We start from the raw sequence: 21,999 nt of genomic DNA on the forward strand, positions 1-21,999 counted from the left end.
TCTCACTATCACAGGAACCCTTCCTCTACGTCTTCAACATCAATGTGGCGCTGTTGTTCAATCCATGCAGCTTGCTGTCTAAGCTCTGGCATGCGAAGCAACAGACCAAGCGATGGACTTAATTGGAAGTGCTCTCGAATCAAGGCGCTGATTCTGGTCATCAATAGAGAATCTCCGCCATAAAGGAAAAAGTTGGCATCAACATCAGCAATGTCCTGATTTAGCACCTCTCCCCAAATCTGTGCCAGAAGGCGCTCACTCTCGGTTGTTGGGGGTACGGTTTCTTTAAGGTCATCTGCGGGATTTCGCTCACAGGCAAGTGTCAAAGACTGCTGTAAACGCTGACGGTCTACCTTGCCGTTTGCTGATAATGGGAACCTATCCAAAGCTACTATCTGCTGAGGCACTAGCTGGCTAGTGAGGTGCTCTCCGGCCCAAGAGGTCAATACTTTTGAATCGAAGTGAGCCACGGATGCTGCGTTTTGGGCTGCGATTAGGTGATAACGCATGCATTCTGCTGCTTCGCCCTGTTTCGGGAACTGGCTGGTTCTAGAAAAACCCGCCTCCCGCAATGTTGCCTGCCATGCATCTGCCGGCAACATTGGCAAGTGGGACTCCAAACGTAGGTCTTCATAGTGAGAAAGACCCTCAACAAAACCAAGGCTAACCATTTGGAAACGCGGGTTGCAGGTACCTTCTATAAGCAGTAACGTTCCTGCTGGTTTAAGCAGCCTTCTTAGTAAGCAGCTTGATGTGTTTACATTATGAGCATCATGTAGCACATTTGCGCCGATAATCAGATCGAAACTGCCATCCTCAAGGCCAAATAGGCTCGGATCCTCATTAATGTTATAGAATTGAAAGTCAATGAACGGATAGTTAGCGAATTTGTTCTTGGCATGGGCAAAGAAATAATCCGACAAATCAGTATAAACATACTGACACTTGTCCTCCGGTAGTCGAGGCAGTACTTGGCGCGCAGCACTACCAATCCCGGCACCGAACTCCAACACGCGGAAGGTACTATCGCGCTTGATGTTTATCAGCGACTCCACCGCATCTGCAGCTACACGATTAAAGTGCTGGGATACTGGATTATCTTCATACCAACTTTCCACAAAGTCAGTCTGGCCTTGCTCAAACATTAGATCGAGCGGATTAAACTGGCCCTGTAATAGGTCTTCAATTCGCTCCACACAGCCTAGATATAAATGCCAGAATTTCTGTTGATAAGGTTTTCCATTCGCGACATCAGCTGCAATTTTCGATCTCAACTGATACAGCTCTTCCGCATTAAACGGTTCAAGACAAACTATTTTTTCTTCATCCTGAGCAAAATAGCCGTCTTGACATAGTACCGTTATCCAGCTTTGTAAAATCTTCAGATACTTGTCACAAACATTAAGCTCGCGCACTAACTCCGGTAAGCGACAACATTGTCCTTGCTGATAAAACAGGCCACTTTGATGCAACGCATAACGCATGACCAAAGTACTCAGCTGCTCCATCTCCTGATAATGTTGATCGTAATCTTGTGGAACGAAGTCGCTAGCCATCGTCCGGCAAGAAATATCCCCTCCCAGTTGCAAAGCATTCCACTCCGCATCGGCTTGTTGGCGACACACCTCGCTACCTTGCAACAGCATCTGGTCCAATGATTCGCTTTGTTCAAAGTTTTGCGTTTTCATTCCTTCGGACAAGGTTACAAAACCATGCAAACGATCATTTTTTGTTAAAACGACGGCTTGGTTAACCGCTGTGTGCTTCTCGAGGGTGCACTCAATTTCTCCCGGCTCAATGCGCACTCCGTTAATCTTTACCTGATTATCAATTCGACCAAGTAATGTCATCACGCCATCTTGGTTCAAGACGGCCAGATCCCCGGTACGGAACAACTTACAACCAGAATGAGGATCAATACGGTACTTTTCCGCCGTCATCTCAAGGTCGTTAAGATAACCTTGAGACATGGCAAGTCCGCCCATGCAAATTTCACCAGCAACACCGACGGGTACTGGCTGCCCAGCTGAATTCAACAACTCGATATGCTGATTGGGTAACGGTCTTCCGTAAGGGATGCTGTCCCAACCATCTTCTATTGATTCAATGTGGTACCAACTCGATACCACAGCGGTCTCTGTTGGTCCGCCGATGCTATAAACGTCACAACCTGGTGCTAAAGATTTAATTCGATCAGGTAAAGTCAGTGGAATCCAATCTCCGCCAAGCATCACCTTGCTTAGCACCGACAAATGATCTCGTCCTTGCTCGGAGCTTTCGGCAGCATCAACAAGCAACTGCATCAAGGCAGGAACGCTATTAATGACCGTTACTTTGTAGGTATCTATCAAAGATAACCAATGAGAGGCAAAGTGCTGCTGTGCATCTGGCATGACTACAGCCCCGCCAGAAATTAACATGCCAAAAATGTCATACACGGACATATCATGATGTAGTGCACACAACGATAAAGTCCTCTGCCCAGCACCTACATCAAATACATGGTTCATCGCCGTCAAAGTATTCAGTGGACAACGGTGATCCAAAAGAACACCTTTCGGGGTCCCAGTACTTCCTGAGGTAAAAATAATATAAGCGAGTTCATCAGGTGAAACATCTGGTAGTGGTGTACTCACTGATGCCCCTCTATTAAGAAGCTGTTCCAGTGAGCAATATTCTGCGGATGTGAGTTCAGACAAGCGCCCGAAAGACGACTCTGAACACAGGACCAGCACAGGTTCAACCTCAGCCAACACATGCTGTAAACGCATATCGTCATAGTCTGGATTCACAGGTACATAGACGCAGCCAGCCATCATTGCACCCAGCGCTGCTATCACGGCCTGATCGCCTTTAGGAGTCAAGACCACTACGTGTTTCGCACTTGCTGTTTTATATTGCAGTATTGCTCGTGCTGCAATTTGACTTGTTTCAGCAAGCTGTTGATAAGTTATCTGACCGGTCGTTGTCAGTACCGCAGGGGCATCCGGCGTTAATTGCGCTTGCTTTAAGAAACTATTATGTAGCGTCGACTCAGAACGAGGTTGCTGCCAACGGTTGAGCTTGGCAACTACCTGCTTATCTGACTCGTCTCTGGCATCACAGTCCAAGCCATCCCAACGGTTGGCCTCTCTTGCTAGTTTTTCAAGCTGTGTGGTATATGCGGTAAATAAGCCTTCAATAAGACCCGCGTCAAAGATTTCATCGACGATAAACCAGCGATTAACCAGCGCACCGCCATACTCGGTTGCTTGGTAATCCAGCCATACTTGAGGTGTCTGATTAATTTGAAAAACTTGACGGCTCATCAGCTCCCAGTCTGGTTGCGATGAATCATCAAAGTCCATACCAATCATACTGGTAAATACCACTGGCATATTGATTTGATCAGCGGCTGCAGAACTCACCCGGCCCAGATCTCTCATGACTTGAATACCGCTGTAATCCCGATGTTCTAGTGCATCCCACAAATCTTGCTGAATACGTTGCGCAGCTCCAGTGAACTGTTCATTGGCTTCAAATTCGACCGGTAACAACATTAATGACGTAAAATCACCGCACACGGACATCACTTGAGGGTGGACATTTTTCCGGTTGAAATATGTAATATTCAACGTAAATGACGGCGATTTACACCACTGAGCCAGTACTTGGGTGAATACAGTGAGCATAACGGCACTAGGTGTTAAACCTCGCTCTTTTGCCTGGCGCTGAAAGCTCTCCCACAGCATCGGAGACAACCTGTGATCCAGCGTTCTGAAAGTTGGCTGAGCCAATGACTCCGCATCACAACGCAGCGGCAATTGCGGTGCACCCGGCATAGTCTCGACTTTGCTCTGCCAGAACGATTGGGCTTGTAAGTACGCATCGGTTGTTCGCTGGCGATGCTCTGTCAATACGTAGTCTCGGAAAGACAAGTCCAACGAAGGTAGCTCAGCCAATGGATCTTTTAGTAATTGATTGAGTTCGCCGTAAATAATCCGGAAGCTCTGAACATCAAATACCAGCAAATCCATATCGAGGTGGATACGAGTGATACCATTCGGCAACAATGATGCCCTCAGCTCAAATAACGGCCACTGAGCAGGATCCATGACTTGATAGCTCATTCTCTCGCGAAGAGCACTAAGTTGCTGCGTTAACTCATCTTGCGACAAGTGTCGCATGTCGCTCACTGCCACCTGATAATGAGGAACCTGTTGTAAAAATTGCTGCTGACCTGACTCTAAAATAATACAGCGCATCATTTCATGACGTTGAACCAGCCGATTCCAAGCCTGCTCTAATCGCTCTGCGCGAAGGTTTTCAAGCTCTATTTCAATGTATTGGTGGCATGCAACATTGCCAAGCTCCAAGCTGCCGTTGCGACCAACCCAAAATGCTTGTTGTAAATCAGTTAGGGGAAATGGCTCGTAGCGATGATCCGTATCCTGTTCAATCATCCCAGTATTATTCTGCTCAGTCGCCGAAAACGCGATGTCATCTCGCTTCTGACACTGTTTCAGTAAATAAGCACTCAATGACTCAATGCTGTCATACTGAAACGCATCTCGAACCGAAATCTCAAACCCGGCTTGATTACGCAACGTCGATGTCAGCTCAATCAACAACAGAGAGTCCAATCCTAGAGTTGGAAATGCCCGACAAGGCTCAGGAGCCTCGATTTTGAGCAATCGCTGAACTAAACCACTGACGGTTGCTTGCAATTTTATCTTCTGCTCTTTCGCTGGCAGAGCAGCCAACTGGCTAAGAGTCAATACACCATGTTCGGTAAATTGAGTATGTTGATTCTTACCCGTATCCACACTCTCGCCATTGATCCAATGAGAATACATTGGTGCCGTTGCAACCAGCTTTTTCACCGCACGACTAAACTCTGGCTCATGACTATCGAACACCATAAGGCCATGGCTGTTCGTCATCGCCAACACGTTCAATGCTGAATCGGGATTTAGCAGGTTCAGTCCACTCGCTTGAATTTGGCTAGTAATGTTCTTTTGTTGCGTCAGCCCGCAATCCCACGGTCCCCACAGAATGGTCACAGCGGGCAAGCCTTTCTCCTGCAGAGCCATCGCGGCATGTTCTTGCCATCGATTCGCTGCAGCATATGCCGATGTAAGTGGACTATTAATCCAACTAACCATCGAGCCAAACAAACAAAACTGCTTAATCGGCAAGTATTCGATGGCTTCAGCTAGTGCCATAACGCCATGAGTTTTAACTCGCAACGTTTGAACAAAAGCCTCTTCTTCTGCGGCAAAAAATGACGAATCATTCCCCGAATGAGCAGTATGGTAAACCAGTGTCGGGCGAATACTGTGCTGCTCCAAGGCATCCTTCAACGCCTTGGCATCACAAATATCAACCACAATAACTTCGACACTAGCCCCCTTGTCGCGTAAGGCTTCAATCGCTTTCTGCTGCAGTTCAGTGCATGGACGGCGCAGTATTAATCCAAAACTCCTTACTCGCTGCTCAAGTAGCCATTCTGCAACCAGCTGTCCAAGCCCACCATAACCAGCGATCAGGGCACTATCGTTACTAGAAAACGCCAATGACAAAGATGCTGAAGCGGTAATGGGTTCAACCACCGGCTCATAGAACTGGGGACCGCGCAACGCTAATACAGGCCCTGATCCCGGCAGCTGATTAAGTAAACTACAGACTGTGGCAATGGACTCTTCAGAGTCAAGATCCAAACATAAGTAACGTTTAGACTGCTCTTCGTTACATGCCGCCTGATAGAGAGAGGTCAATGCGGCTAAGGTCCAGTTGTGCTTATCGGAAGTATCATTAATTACAAGCGCTTCCGGCAAAACAGAAATCAGAGGTAACGTTGCTTGACTATGAACCCTGTTTATAAGTTTTAAGTGCTCTTTTGCCGCAATATCAAAGCTCGTCGCTAAATCATCCAGTTCCGTAACCGGTGACTGAAGATAAATGACTAAGTCAAAGCCTGACAGCATCTCCACTTCAGATAAATGTGACAGGCAGATCGTTTGATGAGTAAGAACCGACAATTGCTTTAACCAGACATCAAGTTGATACTCGCCAATAAGCAGAATACGTAAACCATCACCAAACTTGCTGGTCTGACGAATAGTCGATAGCAATGATGACTGAGGCTGCCAGCACACACGTTTTAAAGGTGGTAGTATCCGCTCGGTCTTCTTAGGCCAAACTCGAGTTACTTCAAATTGTTTCGGAGGAAGCCTAACCCACGGGGCTAGACGCTGGCTGTAGTATTCTTTCAGTGGCTCATCCACACCGCAGCGAGCGGTCAACTCAAGTAACGACGCAAACTCTTTGTCGCCCTTCTGAATACCTAGAAATTGGGTGTCATCCGTGAATAATCCCTGATGACGGGCCAACCGCGCAAAACTACCATCAGGTCCTAAATCGACAACAACCTCAGGCGACAATGTTTCTGCACACTTCAGCGCTTTAGCAAACAAAACCGGAGAGCGTAATTGCTGCCACCAATAATCCTTATCCATTTCGCGGGCTTGCAATGGTTGGCCCGTCAATGTCGATATGAATTCAGTGGATGGGTCAGTTACGGGCAAAGTAACCCCATCAAACGCTTGTAAAAATGCCGCTTTAATAGAGTCCATGCTTTGAGAGTGAAATGCTTTTGTAACTGACAACCTCTTGGCTTTATCTGCATAAACAGTAACAAACTCATTCACCACAGAGACATCACCACTGATAGTGATACGCTCCGGGTGATTCACTGCTGCGATTGATAACGCAGACCAGCTCGACTGGATCGACTGAAACTCAGCCTGTGACATATTGACAGCCGCCATTGCCCCCAGTGGCGTTTGCATTTGCATCAGCTCTCCACGGCAGGCAACTATTGCAACAGCCGCTTCCAACGGCAGAAAACCTGCAACGACTGCGGCAGCAAACTCACCAATCGAATGACCTACGACCGCTTTGGGTTTTAACCCCCACGCCAGCAACTGTTGTGCCAGCGCAAATTGATACGTAAACAGAGCTGGCTGAGTGATATTCGTTTGCTCCAACAAAGAGCTCTCTTGAGGCGCAAATACCTCACTTTTGAGACTAGCCACGCCATGTTGTGCAAACAAACCACAACAGGTATCAAATGCAGTTCGGAACTGCTGACATTGGGAATATAGATGCACTCCCATTTCAGCGACTTGGCTACCTTGGCCGCTGAATATCCAAAGGCCTTGATTATCCTCAGGTACTTTACTTGTGACGGCATGAGCCAATGCGGCCTGCAATTGCTCCTTATTGCTCCCGCTCACCACCATTCGATACCGTTCGGCAGTGCGTCGCAATATAGCAGTACGAGCCACCGAATCGGCATTTTCACTCATTAAAGTATCGATATAATGGTGGCGCACATGCTCTAAAGTCTCTTTGGTATGAGACTGAACCAACAATGTATGTACTTCATCATCTAGACACTGAGTGGAAGGCGAAGGACTCGGTGGCTGTGAAATGATCATATGGCAATTGGTACCACCAATTCCGAACGAGCTGACCGCAGCTAATCGGCGACCTTGATGTTCCCAAGGTTGGGTCTCATTAATAAGAAAGAATGGTGTATCGTGCAATTTTAAGTGTGGATTTGGAGGCGTTGCCCCCAAGGTGGCAGGTAAAACAGCATCTCGCACACTGAGTGTCGCCTTAACCAAGCTAGCAATACCAGCAGCAGACTCTAAATGCCCCAAATTACCTTTGATTGATCCAATACCACAGTACTGGTATCTCTGGGTATCCTCACGATATACGCTAGTGAGCGAATCAATTTCTACCGGGTCACCAATCAAAGTCCCGGTACCATGAGCCTCAACTAAACCAATCTCATCCGGTGAGACATTCGCAGCGGTTAAAGCCTGCCGAATCACATCCTGCTGTCCTAAGCCACTGGGCGCAGTAAAGCCAACTTTATCATTTCCATCATTTCCGACTGCCGATCCGACAATAACCCCATGAATATTATCGTTGTCGGCTATAGCATCTTCTAGACGTTTAAGGAGTATGACCCCTAAGCCATTTCCCGTGACGATGCCACTTGCCTTTTCACCAAACGGTCGACAGCAGCCGTCATCAGCAAAGATAGAACCTTCCTGACGATAATAACCGAGGCCCTGCGGGAACGATATTCCGACGCCACCAGCCAGTGCCATATCGCATTCTTCATTTTGAAGACTTCGGCAAGCATAGTGGACAGCAACAAGAGAGCTCGAGCAGGCAGTTTGAACCGTTAACGCAGGCCCAGTCAGACCAAGCTTATAAGCAACTCTTGTAGCCAAATAGTCTTTATCATTACCAAGCAATTGAAGCATTGTGGTGGGGGTTGTTACTTGCTCAGCATGGGCAGTGGGTAAATATTTGTCGTAGCTGCTTTGTCGCGTCGAACCAAAAACGCCGACACATGCCTGCTGCCATTTTGGCAAAAGCACATACGGATAATTTCCGTCATCAAGAGCTTGAACACAAGCTTCAAGAAACAATCTTTGCTGAGGATCGATTAGCTCAGCTTCGTGATAGGAATAGTGGAAGAATTGATGGTCAAACTGATCTGCTCCATCCACTTTAGTCCCTGCTCGCACAAAATCAGGAGAATGCCAAGATGAGGATTCAAGCGCCTCGCCAGGAAAGTCTTGCTGAGAAAAATCATGAATTGCACTGGTTCCATTTTTGATATTCTCCCAAAACTGAGAAAGGCTATTAGATCCTGGGAAACGGCAGCTCATGCCAATAATGGCGATAGGGTTATATGACATACACTATTCCTAACTAAATTTAGTTGGTGAATATACGTCAACAGGAAAAACGACAATGCCAGTGAACGGAGCTTTTTGGCGGTAAAAAGGAGTTTATTAAATGATAATCATTTTTATTTGAGAGGGAGGGGGAAGGGGTAAGATGAAACGGAAAGGAGAGACACAATATTCCTCTAGAACAAAGGAATATTGTGTATTAGTCACGGCAACATTCAACCGCCCCAAAAGTCGTTACCGAGAAGTCTCACTTATCAAGCGGCTGTCAGTCATGAATAAATCGGCGACTATCGCTGAGCCAAAGACTCTGTCAGCCAATTGCACCAAGCCGCCATCCCCTCGCCGGTTTTAGCCGAGACCTTAATGACCTGGATCGACGGATTTACCTTGCGAGCATTTTCAATACAGTCTTCAATTTTGACATCGACATACGGCAGCAAATCGACTTTATTGATCAGCATAAGCTCTGCTGCAGCAAACATATTGGGGTATTTTAGCGGCTTGTCTTCTCCCTCAGTCACTGACAAAATCACCACTTTGCTGGTTTCACCAAGATCAAAACTAGCAGGACATACCAGATTACCGACATTCTCGATAAACAACACTCCGGGCTCATTCATTGCTAGCTGATGATAGGCGTCATGGATCATCTTGGCATCCAGGTGGCAGCCTTTGCCGGTATTAACCTGAATAGCTGGAACTTCAGTAGCTCGAATCCGGTCGGCATCATTGCTGGTCTGCTGATCCCCTTCGATAACCGCACAAGCGTGTTGGTGTTTCAGTTGGTTGAGTGTTTCAGTCAACAATGTTGTCTTGCCTGAGCCGGGGCTTGATACTAGGTTCAGGACCAACTGCTTGTTTGCATTAAAGTGCTCGCGATTGTGGGCGGCAAGGTGATTGTTCTTACCAAGAATATCCTGCTCTAGCGTAAGCAGCTGACGCTGGGAAACACCGGAAACATGCACCTCTGCCTCACCCTTACCGTAATGCAAATCACCCTGTTGCGACATCTGCGGCTGATGATCTACCACAGAGTGCTGTTGGTGATCTTCTGGTTGCACATCGTAATGAACATGATGATGCACGTCCCCTTGGTGATGATAATGATGGTGGATCACTACCGGCTGCGAGGTCATTCCCTCGACAATCTGATGTTCACCATGGCTATGCCCATGATGTGCATGCTCTTGGTGATGATGGTGGTCATGATCATGCTGATGACCTTCAATCTGGCTATCCCCGCAGCCGCAGACATTACACATTTTACTCAACCTCTATATGTTTAATCATTAATTCTTCACCGGTCTCTATGACCAACTGGTAGCCCTGACAATTCGGGCAGCACATGCCACGGGCTGCCAATGTGACTGACTGCTTACAGCTCTGGCACCATGCTCGAGCCGAGATCATATCGATCCCTAGCTTGGCCCCTTCAACCATGGTTCCACGACAGGCAAACTCAAAACCGGTTTGCAGCGCTTGCGGCTCGATACAAGACAATGTTCCAATTCCGAGGGTTACAGCCGTTACCCGTTTGAACCCTTGTCGCGTGGCATGTTCAACAACCGCATCAACGGTATTCAAGCTGATAGATAATTCATGCATCGCTTACTCTCTTATTCCACCGACTTATCTGACTTCACCGCAATTAGCAGATTCGCGGCAATAACTCGCCATTGGGGAAATCCAAATAACGACGGCTTCCCCAAGGGCTATTTAAAATGGTTTTATGGGGGGTATTTTGTGAGGCAAAACCAACAATAGCGGCATGCTCGGAGAACTGCTTCAAAATAGCTAATGCAGCTTGAGCTGCATCAGCAGGCACCGCCATGATAAAGGTTCCTTCATTAGCTAAATCGTAAGGTTCAAAGCCAAATAACTCGCACACCCCCATCACGTCATCACTTGCCACAATCGCCTCATCATCAAGCACAAGTTGCACTTGTGAAGCCTCGCACCATTCATTGAGCACCGCAGAGATCCCGCCTCGGGTAGCGTCTCGCAAGCTATGGATCGGGATTTCCTGTTCAAGACAAGTGTTGATCTGCGGCCATAGGGTAGCGCAGTCACTTTCAATCGGATTTACCAGTCTTAAAGATTCACGCGCCGATAACACACAAGCGCCATGACAGCCAATATCACGAGAAATCAAAATTGCATCCCCCGACTGAACATTGCTGGCGGAGATCCCCGGCTTACGGATATGCCCGATACCGGTAGTATTGATAAACAACCCATCAGCGCAGCCTTTCGGCACCACCTTGGTATCGCCGCAGACAATCCTGGCACCAGAGACCTTTAACTCCTCAGCCATACTCTTGACGATAACTTCCAGCTCATCGAACGACAAACCTTCTTCGATAATGAAGCCACAACTGAGATACTGCGGCTCGGCTCCCATCATCGCCAGGTCATTAACGGTACCGGCTACGGCCAACTTGCCGATATTGCCCCCGGCAAAGAATAAGGGCGACACGGTAAAACAGTCGGTCGTCATAGCGATCTCACCCTGACAGTTCAGTACGGCTGCATCCTCATTTCTCAGGAGAATGTCATTACCCAGATGACGAAAAAACAGATTGGTGATTAACTGGTTCATCTCTTGACCACCGCCACCATGACTAAGTTGTACTCGTTTCATTTTATTTTCCTCAAACATCGCTCTGTCATTTAGCATCGGTCGGCATAGCGGTAATAGGCGTTGCAGGCACCCTCAGAGCTCACCATGCAACTGCCCATCGGGCGATTAGGTTTACAGGCTTTACCGAATACTTTGCATTCTTGAGGAGTCGCTAAACCTTTAAGAATATCGCCGCAGCGACACTGCTTATGATCGGGTGTATCAATATGGGTGAAATGCCCGGCAAACTTCACTTCGGCATCGCGATGACGTAGCGCCGGTTTTAGCTGCAGGGCCGAGTGAGGAATATTGCCCAGCCCGCGCCAGTTGAACTGTTCGCGGATATCGAAAACACGATCGACCTGACTTTGAGCGGCTTCATTGCCCGCATAGGTCGCAGCACGACTGTATTGCAACTGCAATGCCACTTGATGGGATACCGCCTGTTCTACCAACATCAGAACAGATTCCAAAACATCGACAGGTTCAAAACCGCCCACAACCAATGGCACACGGTAGTTATCGATGATTGGCTGATAAATTTTAGCGCCACTGATCACGCTGACGTGTGACGGACCAATAAAAGCATTAATCGGCGACTCGCCGCCGGCCAATACCGCCTCCATCGCAGGCATCACCAGCACATGGTTGATGTGGAAAAGCAGATTATCTAACTGCTGCTGTTCGGCACATTCCACCAATACAGCGGTCATCGGAGTCGTCGTTTCAAACCCAATCGCAAAATAGACTACCTGCTTATCGGGGTTGTTCCGGGCAATTTTAAGCACATCCATAGGATCATAAATGGCTTCAACATTACCGCCCTCGGCACGGCATTGGGCCAGAGTGCTTTTCGAACCGGGCACCCGGATCATATCGCCGAGAGTAACCAGCACAACATCGGGCAGCCGGGCCAGTGCAATTGCCTGATCTATCCGCTCTTTGGGCATAATGCACACCGGACACCCAGGGCCATGCACAAACTGGAGATTATCTGGCAACAGTTGTTTCAAACCATACTTCATGATGGTGTGGGTATGGCCACCACACACCTCCATGATATAGAGCGGCTTCTCAAGCTCTGCCGCACGTTGCCCGATTTTTCCTGCAAGAGCCTTAACAACATCCGGCTGACGAAAACCCTGGTACAGATCTTTAAGTGGCATCATTGCAATAGCACCTTTATATCATCTTCATCCATTTCAGCCAGAAGCTGACGATAAGTTTCGAGGCTTTGTTGTGCCTCCTGCTGATCGATTTTGCTGATGGCAAAACCAACATGGATCAGAACATGATCACCGGCGGCCAAGGGAGCCGAAATCAGATGAGTACTAACTTGTCGCTGAACACCCAAAGTGTCGACCAGTGCAGAACATTCATCCGGATAAACTTCTAAAACATTAGAAGGAATACATAAACACATTATTGCCTCGTTATATGTGCAGTGCGGAAGACCCGCTCAAGCCCTTTTCAGGCTGATGGGTGGCATACCAAAGTTGCCCAGCAGCGATACCCCCGTCATTCACCGGGATGGTTTCGCCGCAATAAATTGAATTCGTTAACTCAGACAGTTGTTGATAAACCAGATCGAGCAAAACTCGATTTTGGAAGACCCCGCCAGAAAGCACGACGGGATAGGCAGGAAAAGAAACAGCCACTGTTTTAATATTATTCGCGATTGCTTCAAGCAGCCCTCGGCTGAGAAAGCCCATCAACAGCGACCATGTATCTGGCTGCGTACCTGACGATAGGCCAGACGGGGCTGCCGCAATCAGCGACAAGGCATTATCAAGCAGAGGCTGCCAATCAATCATATTGGTTTCGGTAAGCTGAAATTCCATCGCCACAGAACCCGTCGCCGCCAATGCAGCCTGTTCAAGCAACAGGCCACATTCACCTTCATAGTCAACAGAATCAACCAACCCCAACAGGCTTGCCCATGCATCAATCAATCGCCCCATTGAAGAGCTATAAGGCGAGCTATTACCTGACTGCCAAAGCTGAAATAGGTTATCCATCTTGCTCTCGGGCCACGCTTTAAATACCGCAAGACCCATAGCTTTGATCTCACTTAAGGTGTAACACTCAAGCAGCATTGCAAACACGATACGGGCAGGAGATTTAATGGCGCGTTCCCCCCCTATCAATCGAAATCGGCGCAAATGAAAAACCCGCTTAAAATTCCGAGGGGAGCTCAGCAGCACCTCACCGCCCCAGACAGTGCCATCATCGCCCCAGCCAGTTCCGTCAAAGGCAAAACCCAACACAGTCTGATTGATTTTGTGCTCTGCCATAACGGCCAATATATGGGCATGATGATGCTGTACCTGATGCAGAGACAAGGCTGGTGAGGCCTGCTGCTGACGCTCAATCGCATCTTGTGTTGAAACATATCCAGGGTGCCTGTCGCAGACAATCTGTTCCGGTTCAACCTGATACAAAGACTCAAAGTGACGGATCACAGCCAGATAGCGATGCTGAGTATCAATATCATCGATATCACCAACATAAGGCGATAGGATCCATTGCTGAGCCAGGGACAGACCAATTGCGGCTTTCTGCTGGGCTCCCATTGCCAATATTAGCCGTACAGATCCATTATCTGGCTGACTATACGGCGCATATCCTCTTGCCATTCGCATCACCCGGCACTTTCCGCCGGCAAAATGAACCACGCTGTCATCGCAGGGCTGAACAATCGGACGGTTGTGATCCAACACACCGTCAACCAAGTCGCCCAACTGATCACTAACCTCAGCGAATTCCGTCGCCATCGGCATACCAGAACCGTTAGCACTGGTAAGCACAATAGCCCGATCAAGATGCTCAAACAGCAAAACATGCAACGGGGTGTAAGGAAGCATTACGCCCAAGTACGGTACGCCGGGGGCAATATTGGCAGCCAAGCTAGATTGAGGTGCAACCTCTTTTTCCATCTGCACCTTTTTCTGCATTAAAACAATCGGACTGGCTTGAGACTGCAGTATGTCCCACTCCTCGGCCTCTCCGCTTACCAATTGCTTGGCAGCATCACCATTTGCCACCATGACCGCAAACGGCTTGCGCTGTCGACGCTTGATTTGGCGCAGACGCGCAACAGCATCACTATTGCTGGCATCACAAGCCAGATGAAAACCACCAAGTCCCTTAATCGCGATAATCCCGCCTTGTCGCAAGGTTCTAGCTGCCATAGCAATCGCAGATGCTTTGTGTGCCAACACCTCGCCGGATCCCGACACATAGCGAACTCTCGGACCGCAGTGGTCACAGCTAATTGGCTGGGCATGATAGCGCCGGTCCAGCGGATTTTGGTAAGCCTGCTGACAGGGCTGGCACAACGAAAACGTCCGCATTCCGGTGACCGCCCGATCATAGGGAAGTGCTTCAACAATGGTGTATCGGGGGCCACAATGGGTACAGTTGGTAAACGGATAACGGTAATAACGCGAGGTCGGATCGGCAATATCTGCACGGCAGCCCTCGCATATTCCCTGATCTGGCGAAAGACACACACTAGTCAGTGCCCGTCCCTTGCTTTGCTCAATAGCAAACGACGTAACATGGTGCAGCGGGCGCGGCCAGACAGCAACATGATCAATCCGGCTAAGCGGCGGAGCTTGCAGTGTTAGTTCTGAGATAAATTCATCCAACTGATCAACGTCCCCCTGCACGTCCACTTTTACCCCTTCGGAATCATTGATTACAGAACCTGCCAACTGGTGACGAATTGCCAATTGATAGACAAACGGCCTGAATCCAACCCCCTGAACAATACCTGTAATATGGATAAACCTACGCTGCTTCATGTTTGCCACTCGATACACACCAATCTGCTTACTAACTAACCGCCGCTTAAATCACCAGAGATCCCAGTTAAGAAAACAATAATGAACCGCCAAATACCGTCATGCTCATTCCGATACCAAACCCAACCGCGTTCAGGATCACTCGGTTTTTCATGCAGCTAACAGCAAGCTGTACTAGGAAAATTCCAAACATATGCAACATCGTCGTCGCTAGCACAAAGCCTGAAAAGTAATACATAGCCTGGCTATCTAGCGGCATTTCCATGCCATGGGCCATGCCGTGAAACAAGGCAAACCCCATCACCAAGGCCAGCGTGGCTTTTTCTGACAAACGCGCACCGGAGCATAACAATATCCCCATCGCAACCACGGACAGCGCAATACCAATTTCAACGCCCGGCATTACCAGCCCAGAAACTCCCATCATTCCGCCAACAATCATGATGGCAACAAAGGCTAATGGCAGACGGTAGCGTGCCTGACCGCCAAAAAGTGCAGCGAGCATACCAACCCCTAGCATTACGCTCAGATGATCTATCCCTGTCAGCGGATGAATGAATCCACTTTCAAATCCATGCGTACCAATATGACCGGGATGAGCCAGCGCCAATGGTGAGAACAACGCAAGCAAGCCGGATAATAAATATTTCTTTTTCATGTCGAATGCCTTCTTAAATAAATAGAGAAAATAGTGTTAAATCATGCCGAAAATACGTTCAGGGTGAGCATAGACATCAGCGCGGCCGGGACGGCAGTAGCCCAGCAATGTCACGTTGAGTTTTTCAGCCAGCTCGACAGCCATTTTGGTCGCAGACGAAATAGCAAAGAGAATTTCAACCCCTGCTGCGCCCACCTTTTGCACCATTTCAAAACTGGCACGGCTGGTTACCAATATCGCCCCGCCCTCGAAATGATGGCGATGGATATACCCCACCAGCTTGTCGAGCGCGATATGGCGGCCTACATCTTCGAAAATCGCCTGAATCTGTCCGTCATTATCGAGATAGACCGCGGCATGAGCCGATCCAGTCAGCTGGTTCAGTTGTTGTTTCAGCAATAGTTGATTCAATGCTCCGTCAAGGTGACAAATATCAAACTGGGTGTTTGAAGTCAGCGGTGTCAGAGAACGGCACACAGATTCCAACTTTTCCTCGCCGCAAATACCGCAACCAGTCATTCCCGCCAACGAGCGACGTTTCTGTTTCAGGTTAAACAGGCAGCGGTTGGCAACACTGACATCCACAGTAATTCCGTTGCAGCCCGGTGAAATATCAATGTTATGGATATCTCTATGATGTTGGATAATGCCTTCCGACAGTGAAAAGCCAATAACGAAATCCTCCAAATCATTGGGAGTGCACATCATTACGGTATATGCGATACCATTAAAAGTTATCGCTACTGGCATTTCTTCTATTATGTAGTCCATATCTTGCCAACTCTGTTTTCCTCTTCGAAAACGGACAATCGGCAATTCACTGGCGTTAGTGAACGCCGAAAAGGAAAGCAATTCGCTCATACTTAAACTCAATTAATATTATTTACAACTGAAATAGGTATTAATAATTAATGACAACTATTATTAGACGTACCGTCGCAACCAATTAAAAATCAATTCATTTAATTTCATCCAATCTCATCCAAATAGTCATGACTCTTAATACCCATTTTTTGCATCCTTGATAACAACGTTGTTCGTTTCACACCTAATTTAATTGCAGCACCTCTTGGTCCGGCAATTATTCCGTTACTCTCGCGCAATGCAGAGATAACAGCATCTCGGTCAAATATATTATCGCTCGCTGGCAATATAGGTTTAGGTTTAACCACTTTATTATTTAAAGAACTGATCGTGATAAGCTCTTCGGTAGGAACACTCAGTACATTTCCTCGCGTCAAGATCACCGAACGCTCAATAAAATTACGCAGTTCACGTACATTTCCCGGCCACGGAAACTTAGACAGGGTATCCAATGTTTCGGCAGCAATCGCAGTAATATCTTTACCCATTTTTTTCGAGATAACCCGTGTGAAATGTTTAACCAACAAGGGAATATCTTCAGGGCGTTCACGTAAAGGCGGGATCTTGATTGGAAAGACATTCAATCGATAATACAGATCACTTCTAAAACCTTTGGACTCCACCATCGACAAGAGATTGGCATTAGTCGCAACCACTATTCGTACATCAACCGATATCAGCTGATTTTTTCCGACACGCTCAATCTCATTTTCCTGCAGTGCCCGTAATAACTTAGGCTGTAGATCAAGCGGCATATCACCAATTTCATCGAGAAACAGCGTCCCTTTATGAGCTTGTTCAAATCGTCCGACCCGTTGGCTTATCGCTCCGGTAAAAGCCCCGCGTTCGTGGCCAAACAATTCACTTTCAAACAAACCAGCAGGCACTGCTGCGCAATTCATTTTGACCATTCGGGTATTGCTACGACGACTTAACTTATGGATAGCCTGTGCTATCAATTCTTTACCCGTTCCTGACTCCCCTAAAATCAATACCGTACTGTCACAGTCTGCCACCATGGCGACTTGATCCAGTACCTTGTTCATCACCTCGCTCTGGCTGATGATGTCATCGAAAATCGCATGATCCATGTAGCTTTCTTCAATATTGATATAGTCTGTTGTCGGGATTGTTTTTGAAATCGCCTCGTGAACCTTCAGGCTGTGCATCGCCAAGGCAACCCGAGCAGCTATCTGCAGAAACAGCTCGACGTCATGAGGCGGATAAGGCTTATCTTCCCGCTGCATATAGCAGATATACCCTATCGTGCTGTTGCGAAAAACCATTGGCACAACGCAGGCACTTTTTGCCGATAGCGGAAAAAAGGGGACATTATTGTTCAGGCTCAACTGTTGTATTGTCAAAGCGCTCAAAACGACAGGCTTATTCTTTTCCACCGCATCCTTAATCGCGTCATCATTGGAAAAGAAATGGCTTCGATAATCAATTTTCCCATCACTATAGCCACAATAATCCTGCCCGTAATGGCCATCATGAGTCTGAATAATTGATAAGTCACTCATGGAAAAGTGCTGATATAAGAACTTCAATAACGATGTAATTAACTCTTTTTTCGTACTACGACTGATCACTGCGTTGGTTACATCAACCAACATTTGAAAGTTATTACGCTCATCACTTATCTGCTGTGCAATATTAGAGGCCAATTCATGTTCAATAATATGCTCAACCATGGAGGTGATCATATTAGTAAACAACTTGAACTGTTTCTCTGAATAGTTACCCTCTTTGATTTCTACATTAATGAACTCTATTGAACCGAGTTGTTTACATGCGGAAATGAGCGGTACTTTACAATAATTATCAATATTACCATAAGCTGGATGCTCAATTAGCTGAGGATAACTAAGATACAATGCCTCACCTTGTATTCGATGAGTACAACCATCATTAACAATACTATGAAGTGAAAGACTGTTCTGATTATACTGGTAACACTGAAGATCATTTTCCTGATCAAAAAAATATAAGACAGGCAATGCATCAAGATCACTTTTCAAAAGAATATTGACTCGGTCTACCTTGATGAAGGATAAATCATCATTATTTAGAAACGTCATCAAGCCCGAAATATCATTGCTCGATAGCAGGGCTTTCGATAAATTCATCAAATCACTTTCAAAGTGTTCCATGGTCCGGTCATCTCGCACAGTTAAGTCAATGACTGCTAAATATCTACCAGCCACATTTGTCATACAATTCTGAGCTATCTATCAAGATAGGTATTGATCTGCATCAACAAGAACAAAACACAACTATCTGATATTTAAGTATCTTTATAAGGTGCCACTCAAGAAAAGTGGTTTCCTTGGTAGCTCAATACCAAGGAAACCCACTAATCATTACGCATTCACGACATGATTTTTCAAACGGGCTTTCAAATTACTGTACTCTGTCTGTACATAATTTTCTGCCCACGCCTGATCATCAATCTGCTCGACTTTCACTGCACAGTATTTAAACTCGGGCGTGCTAGAAATAGGATCAACATGCTCAATAGTGAGTTCATTACATGCGCCTATCCACCATTGGTAAGTCATGTAAACCACACCCATGTTAATACGATCATTGCAACTTGCCCGGGAAATGACCTTACCGCGACGAGATGACACCCAGACCAATTGCTGATCCTCAATACCCAGAGCACGCGCATCATCCGGATGCATTTGCACGTAACCCGGTTCATCAGCCAACGTCTGCAACGCCGCACAGTTACCTGTCATCGAACGGCATGAGTAGTGGCCGACTTCACGCACGGTAGACAATACCAATGGATAATCATGATCGGGTTGCTCATAAGGAGGCCGCCACTCAGCAGCAATTAGCCTGCCTTTGCCCGATGGCATAGTGAACTTGTTCCCTTCAAACAAGAATGACGTCCCTGGGTGATCCTCGGTCGGACAAGGCCATTGCACCGATTTCAGCCCAGACATTTTCTCGTAGGTCGCTCCGGTATACAGCGGACATAGGCCGCGCAGCTCATCCCAGATTTCCTCGGTGTTGCTGTAGGACATCGGGTAGCCCATACGGGTTGCCAACAAGCTGAAGATTTCCCAGTCAGGCTTAACGTTTGGCGGTGGTGTCACCGCTTTGTAGAAGCGCTGGAAGCCACGGTCAGCACTGCTGTAAACCCCTTCGTGCTCGCCCCAGCTGGTTGCAGGGAAGATCACGTCCGCCATTTCAGCGGTCTGCGTCATGAATATGTCCTGAACAATCACCAGTTCCATTTTATTCATCGTTTTACGCAAAGCAGCCAAATCAGCTTCAGTTTGAGCCGGATCCTCACCAAAGACATAAAATGCCTTACAGATCCCTTCATCAACTTTGTGGCCAATTTCAGTCAAGCGATAGCCCGGCTTGCCTGACAGGCTTACACCCCAGGCTTTTTCGAACTTATCACGAATACTGTCATCGGCAACGTCTTGGTAACCAGGGAATTGATGCGGCAGCATGCCCATATCACAGGTTCCCTGTACATTATTCTGGCCACGAACCGGGCCACAGCCTACACCACGACGGCCAAAATTACCGGTTATCAAAGCCAATGAGGCCAAACCGCGAACGACATCAACAGCCTGACCGTATTGCGTTACACCCATACCCCATAGGATCATGGCTTCTGGTGCAGCAGCATAGGTACGTGCAGCCTGGCGGATTTCAGCCGCGGTCAAACCCGTAATCGTTTCAACCGATTCCGGCGTGTAGTTGGCAACCAGCTTGCGGAACTCATCAAAGCCTTCAGTATGCTTTTGAACATAAGACTTATCGTATAGGTTCTCTTCTATCAATACATTGGCCAAGGCATTGACCAATGCCATGTTCGAACCGTTTTTCTGCTGCAACCACTGATCTGCCACTCGGGCCGACTCAATTTTACGCGGGTCGCAAACAATAATTTTCGCACCTTTAGCACGTGCTTTTAGAATGTGTCTTGCTACAACCGGATGGGAATCAGCCGCGTTGTAACCGAATATAAGCAAACATTTGGTATCTTGAATTTCGGGAATGGCGTTGCTCATAGCACCATTACCTACTGTTGTCTCCAGACCGGAGACTGACGGCGCGTGTCACACCCTGGCGCAGTGATCGACGTTGTTGGTCCCGATGACCGCCCTTGCAAATTTCTGCATGACATAGTTGGCTTCGTTACCCGGACCTCGGGCTGAGCCTGTTGTCATAATCGCATCAGGGCCAAATTTGTCCTTGATAGCGAGAAGCTTCTCACTGGCAAAATCCAGTGCTTCATCCCACGATACCGCTTCCAGTTCGGCATCTCGGGTACGGCGAATCATAGGTTGCTTGAGTCGCGGTGTCAGTAGGTTGGTATCATTAAGAAAATCCCAACCATAATAACCTTTCAGGCAAAGCTGACGTTCATTGGTACGGCCATCAGCCGGTTCAGCAGCAATGACTTTGTCATTCTCAACCACCAACTTCAGTTTGCACCCGGTACCACAGTAGGGACAAACGACAATTGATTTTTTCATATTAGCCTATTAAATAATCTATTTATCAAAGAGAAGGAACCACAACAGCACCCAAAGCAGCCGCTTCACGTTTCTGTTTGCTGGTCTCATTCAGTGTTTCGGGCTCTATGATCTGTATTGCACCCGTCGGGCAAACCTGTACACAGGCAGGTCCTTCTTCACGGTGGCTACACAAATCGCATTTCAATGCCTGAGATTCAGGCACCTGGCGCTTAAACAACCCGGATCCTTTGGTATCCTCAACCATTTTCGTCACGACATTCATTGCCCCATATGGACAAGCAATGACGCAGGTTTTACAACCGATACAGCGAGACTGCACCACTTTGACGTGGCCATCCTCAAGGACAATCGCATTATTGGGGCAAACCTGAGCACACGGAGCATCATCGCACTGGCGACACATTATCGGTGTCGTCACTTGTGCGTTCTTCACCAACGTCAATCGCGGTGAAAAATCAGATGGATCCAAAGTGGCAAGCGAGCTTTCTGCCTGATGAGAAATCACACACGCCACTTCACAGGTTCGACAACCAATACACAAATTTGGATCTGCAAATACAAACCGGTTCATGGTGTATCCCTTGTAGAAATCGACACATCGAAGCCAAAACTGTGACCTCACCCCTATTAAGCATGTAGTGTGCCAACAATACACAAATAACAATAAATATTGTAAGCCACTAAAAACAAAAGAATTAATAAGAAAAGCCCAGCTTGTGCCGGGCTTTGTATGAATGTCGATACACAATGTCGACAGCTTTCGTCAGAAATGTCGAAG

12 protein-coding genes are annotated in these 21,999 nt (G+C 47.4%); all 12 read right to left on the bottom strand.

Features of this window, described 5'->3' with window-relative positions; translation table 11 throughout:
* Nucleotides 1-8: 8 nt before the first annotated feature.
* Nucleotides 9-8,765 carry an amino acid adenylation domain-containing protein gene (locus L4D19_RS00350; protein ID WP_428450652.1) on the bottom strand — a complete coding sequence of 2,919 codons (8,757 nt, stop codon included), beginning with the start codon at nt 8,763-8,765 and terminating at the stop codon, nt 9-11.
* 284 nt (nt 8,766-9,049) lie between these two features.
* Nucleotides 9,050-10,024 (bottom strand): hydrogenase nickel incorporation protein HypB, encoded by a 975-nt coding sequence (hypB, locus tag L4D19_RS00355; RefSeq protein WP_428450653.1) that lies wholly within the window; start codon nt 10,022-10,024, stop codon nt 9,050-9,052.
* A gap of 1 nt (nt 10,025) precedes the next feature.
* On the bottom strand, nt 10,026-10,367 hold the full coding sequence (hypA, locus tag L4D19_RS00360; RefSeq protein WP_428450654.1) for a hydrogenase maturation nickel metallochaperone HypA: 342 nt from the start codon (nt 10,365-10,367) through the stop codon (nt 10,026-10,028).
* Nucleotides 10,368-10,410: 43 nt separating this feature from the next.
* Nucleotides 10,411-11,403, bottom strand: coding sequence for a hydrogenase expression/formation protein HypE (gene hypE / locus L4D19_RS00365; RefSeq protein ID WP_428450655.1), 993 nt, complete (start codon nt 11,401-11,403; stop codon nt 10,411-10,413).
* A gap of 29 nt (nt 11,404-11,432) precedes the next feature.
* The gene (gene hypD, locus L4D19_RS00370) at nt 11,433-12,551 is read right to left on the bottom strand and encodes a hydrogenase formation protein HypD (RefSeq protein ID WP_428450656.1); all 1,119 of its coding nucleotides are present in this window, start codon (nt 12,549-12,551) and stop codon (nt 11,433-11,435) included.
* Complete coding sequence (locus L4D19_RS00375; RefSeq protein WP_128783698.1) at nt 12,548-12,805, bottom strand: HypC/HybG/HupF family hydrogenase formation chaperone; 258 nt, start codon at nt 12,803-12,805, stop codon at nt 12,548-12,550. Before L4D19_RS00375 ends, hypD begins: the two co-directional genes overlap by 4 nt.
* Nucleotides 12,806-12,815: 10 nt before the next feature.
* Nucleotides 12,816-15,188: a carbamoyltransferase HypF gene (hypF, locus tag L4D19_RS00380; RefSeq protein ID WP_428450657.1), complete on the bottom strand. Its 2,373-nt coding sequence runs from the start codon at nt 15,186-15,188 to the stop codon at nt 12,816-12,818.
* 67 nt (nt 15,189-15,255) lie between these two features.
* Entirely contained in the window at nt 15,256-15,846 is a 591-nt protein-coding gene (locus tag L4D19_RS00385; protein ID WP_128783700.1) for a HupE/UreJ family protein, read from the bottom strand.
* Nucleotides 15,847-15,882: 36 nt separating this feature from the next.
* On the bottom strand, nt 15,883-16,707 hold the full coding sequence (fdhD, locus tag L4D19_RS00390; RefSeq protein WP_428450658.1) for a formate dehydrogenase accessory sulfurtransferase FdhD: 825 nt from the start codon (nt 16,705-16,707) through the stop codon (nt 15,883-15,885).
* A gap of 107 nt (nt 16,708-16,814) precedes the next feature.
* On the bottom strand, nt 16,815-18,863 hold the full coding sequence (locus tag L4D19_RS00395) for a sigma 54-interacting transcriptional regulator (RefSeq protein WP_428450659.1): 2,049 nt from the start codon (nt 18,861-18,863) through the stop codon (nt 16,815-16,817).
* A gap of 210 nt (nt 18,864-19,073) precedes the next feature.
* Nucleotides 19,074-21,218, bottom strand: coding sequence for a formate dehydrogenase subunit alpha (fdhF, locus tag L4D19_RS00400; protein ID WP_428450660.1), 2,145 nt, complete (start codon nt 21,216-21,218; stop codon nt 19,074-19,076).
* Between the two features lie 25 nt (nt 21,219-21,243).
* Complete coding sequence (locus L4D19_RS00405) at nt 21,244-21,792, bottom strand: 4Fe-4S dicluster domain-containing protein (protein ID WP_428450661.1); 549 nt, start codon at nt 21,790-21,792, stop codon at nt 21,244-21,246.
* Nucleotides 21,793-21,999 lie beyond the last annotated feature (207 nt).

This window comes from Photobacterium kasasachensis, assembly GCF_050336885.1.
Classification (GTDB): Bacteria; Pseudomonadota; Gammaproteobacteria; order Enterobacterales; family Vibrionaceae; genus Photobacterium; species Photobacterium kasasachensis.

What these genes read in the sequence shown, in the direction of transcription:
- hypD (WP_428450656.1), bottom strand. Translation starts at nt 12,551, where the DNA reads ATGATGCCACTTAAAGATCTGTACCAGGGTTTTCGTCAGCCGGATGTT.
- hypA (WP_428450654.1), bottom strand. Translation starts at nt 10,367, where the DNA reads ATGCATGAATTATCTATCAGCTTGAATACCGTTGATGCGGTTGTTGAA.
- L4D19_RS00405 (WP_428450661.1), bottom strand. Translation starts at nt 21,792, where the DNA reads ATGAACCGGTTTGTATTTGCAGATCCAAATTTGTGTATTGGTTGTCGA.
- hypF (WP_428450657.1), bottom strand. Translation starts at nt 15,188, where the DNA reads ATGAAGCAGCGTAGGTTTATCCATATTACAGGTATTGTTCAGGGGGTT.
- L4D19_RS00395 (WP_428450659.1), bottom strand. Translation starts at nt 18,863, where the DNA reads ATGGAACACTTTGAAAGTGATTTGATGAATTTATCGAAAGCCCTGCTA.
- hypB (WP_428450653.1), bottom strand. Translation starts at nt 10,024, where the DNA reads ATGTGTAATGTCTGCGGCTGCGGGGATAGCCAGATTGAAGGTCATCAG.
- L4D19_RS00385 (WP_128783700.1), bottom strand. Translation starts at nt 15,846, where the DNA reads ATGAAAAAGAAATATTTATTATCCGGCTTGCTTGCGTTGTTCTCACCA.
- L4D19_RS00350 (WP_428450652.1), bottom strand. Translation starts at nt 8,765, where the DNA reads ATGTCATATAACCCTATCGCCATTATTGGCATGAGCTGCCGTTTCCCA.
- fdhD (WP_428450658.1), bottom strand. Translation starts at nt 16,707, where the DNA reads ATGAGCGAATTGCTTTCCTTTTCGGCGTTCACTAACGCCAGTGAATTG.
- hypE (WP_428450655.1), bottom strand. Translation starts at nt 11,403, where the DNA reads ATGAAACGAGTACAACTTAGTCATGGTGGCGGTGGTCAAGAGATGAAC.
- L4D19_RS00375 (WP_128783698.1), bottom strand. Translation starts at nt 12,805, where the DNA reads ATGTGTTTATGTATTCCTTCTAATGTTTTAGAAGTTTATCCGGATGAA.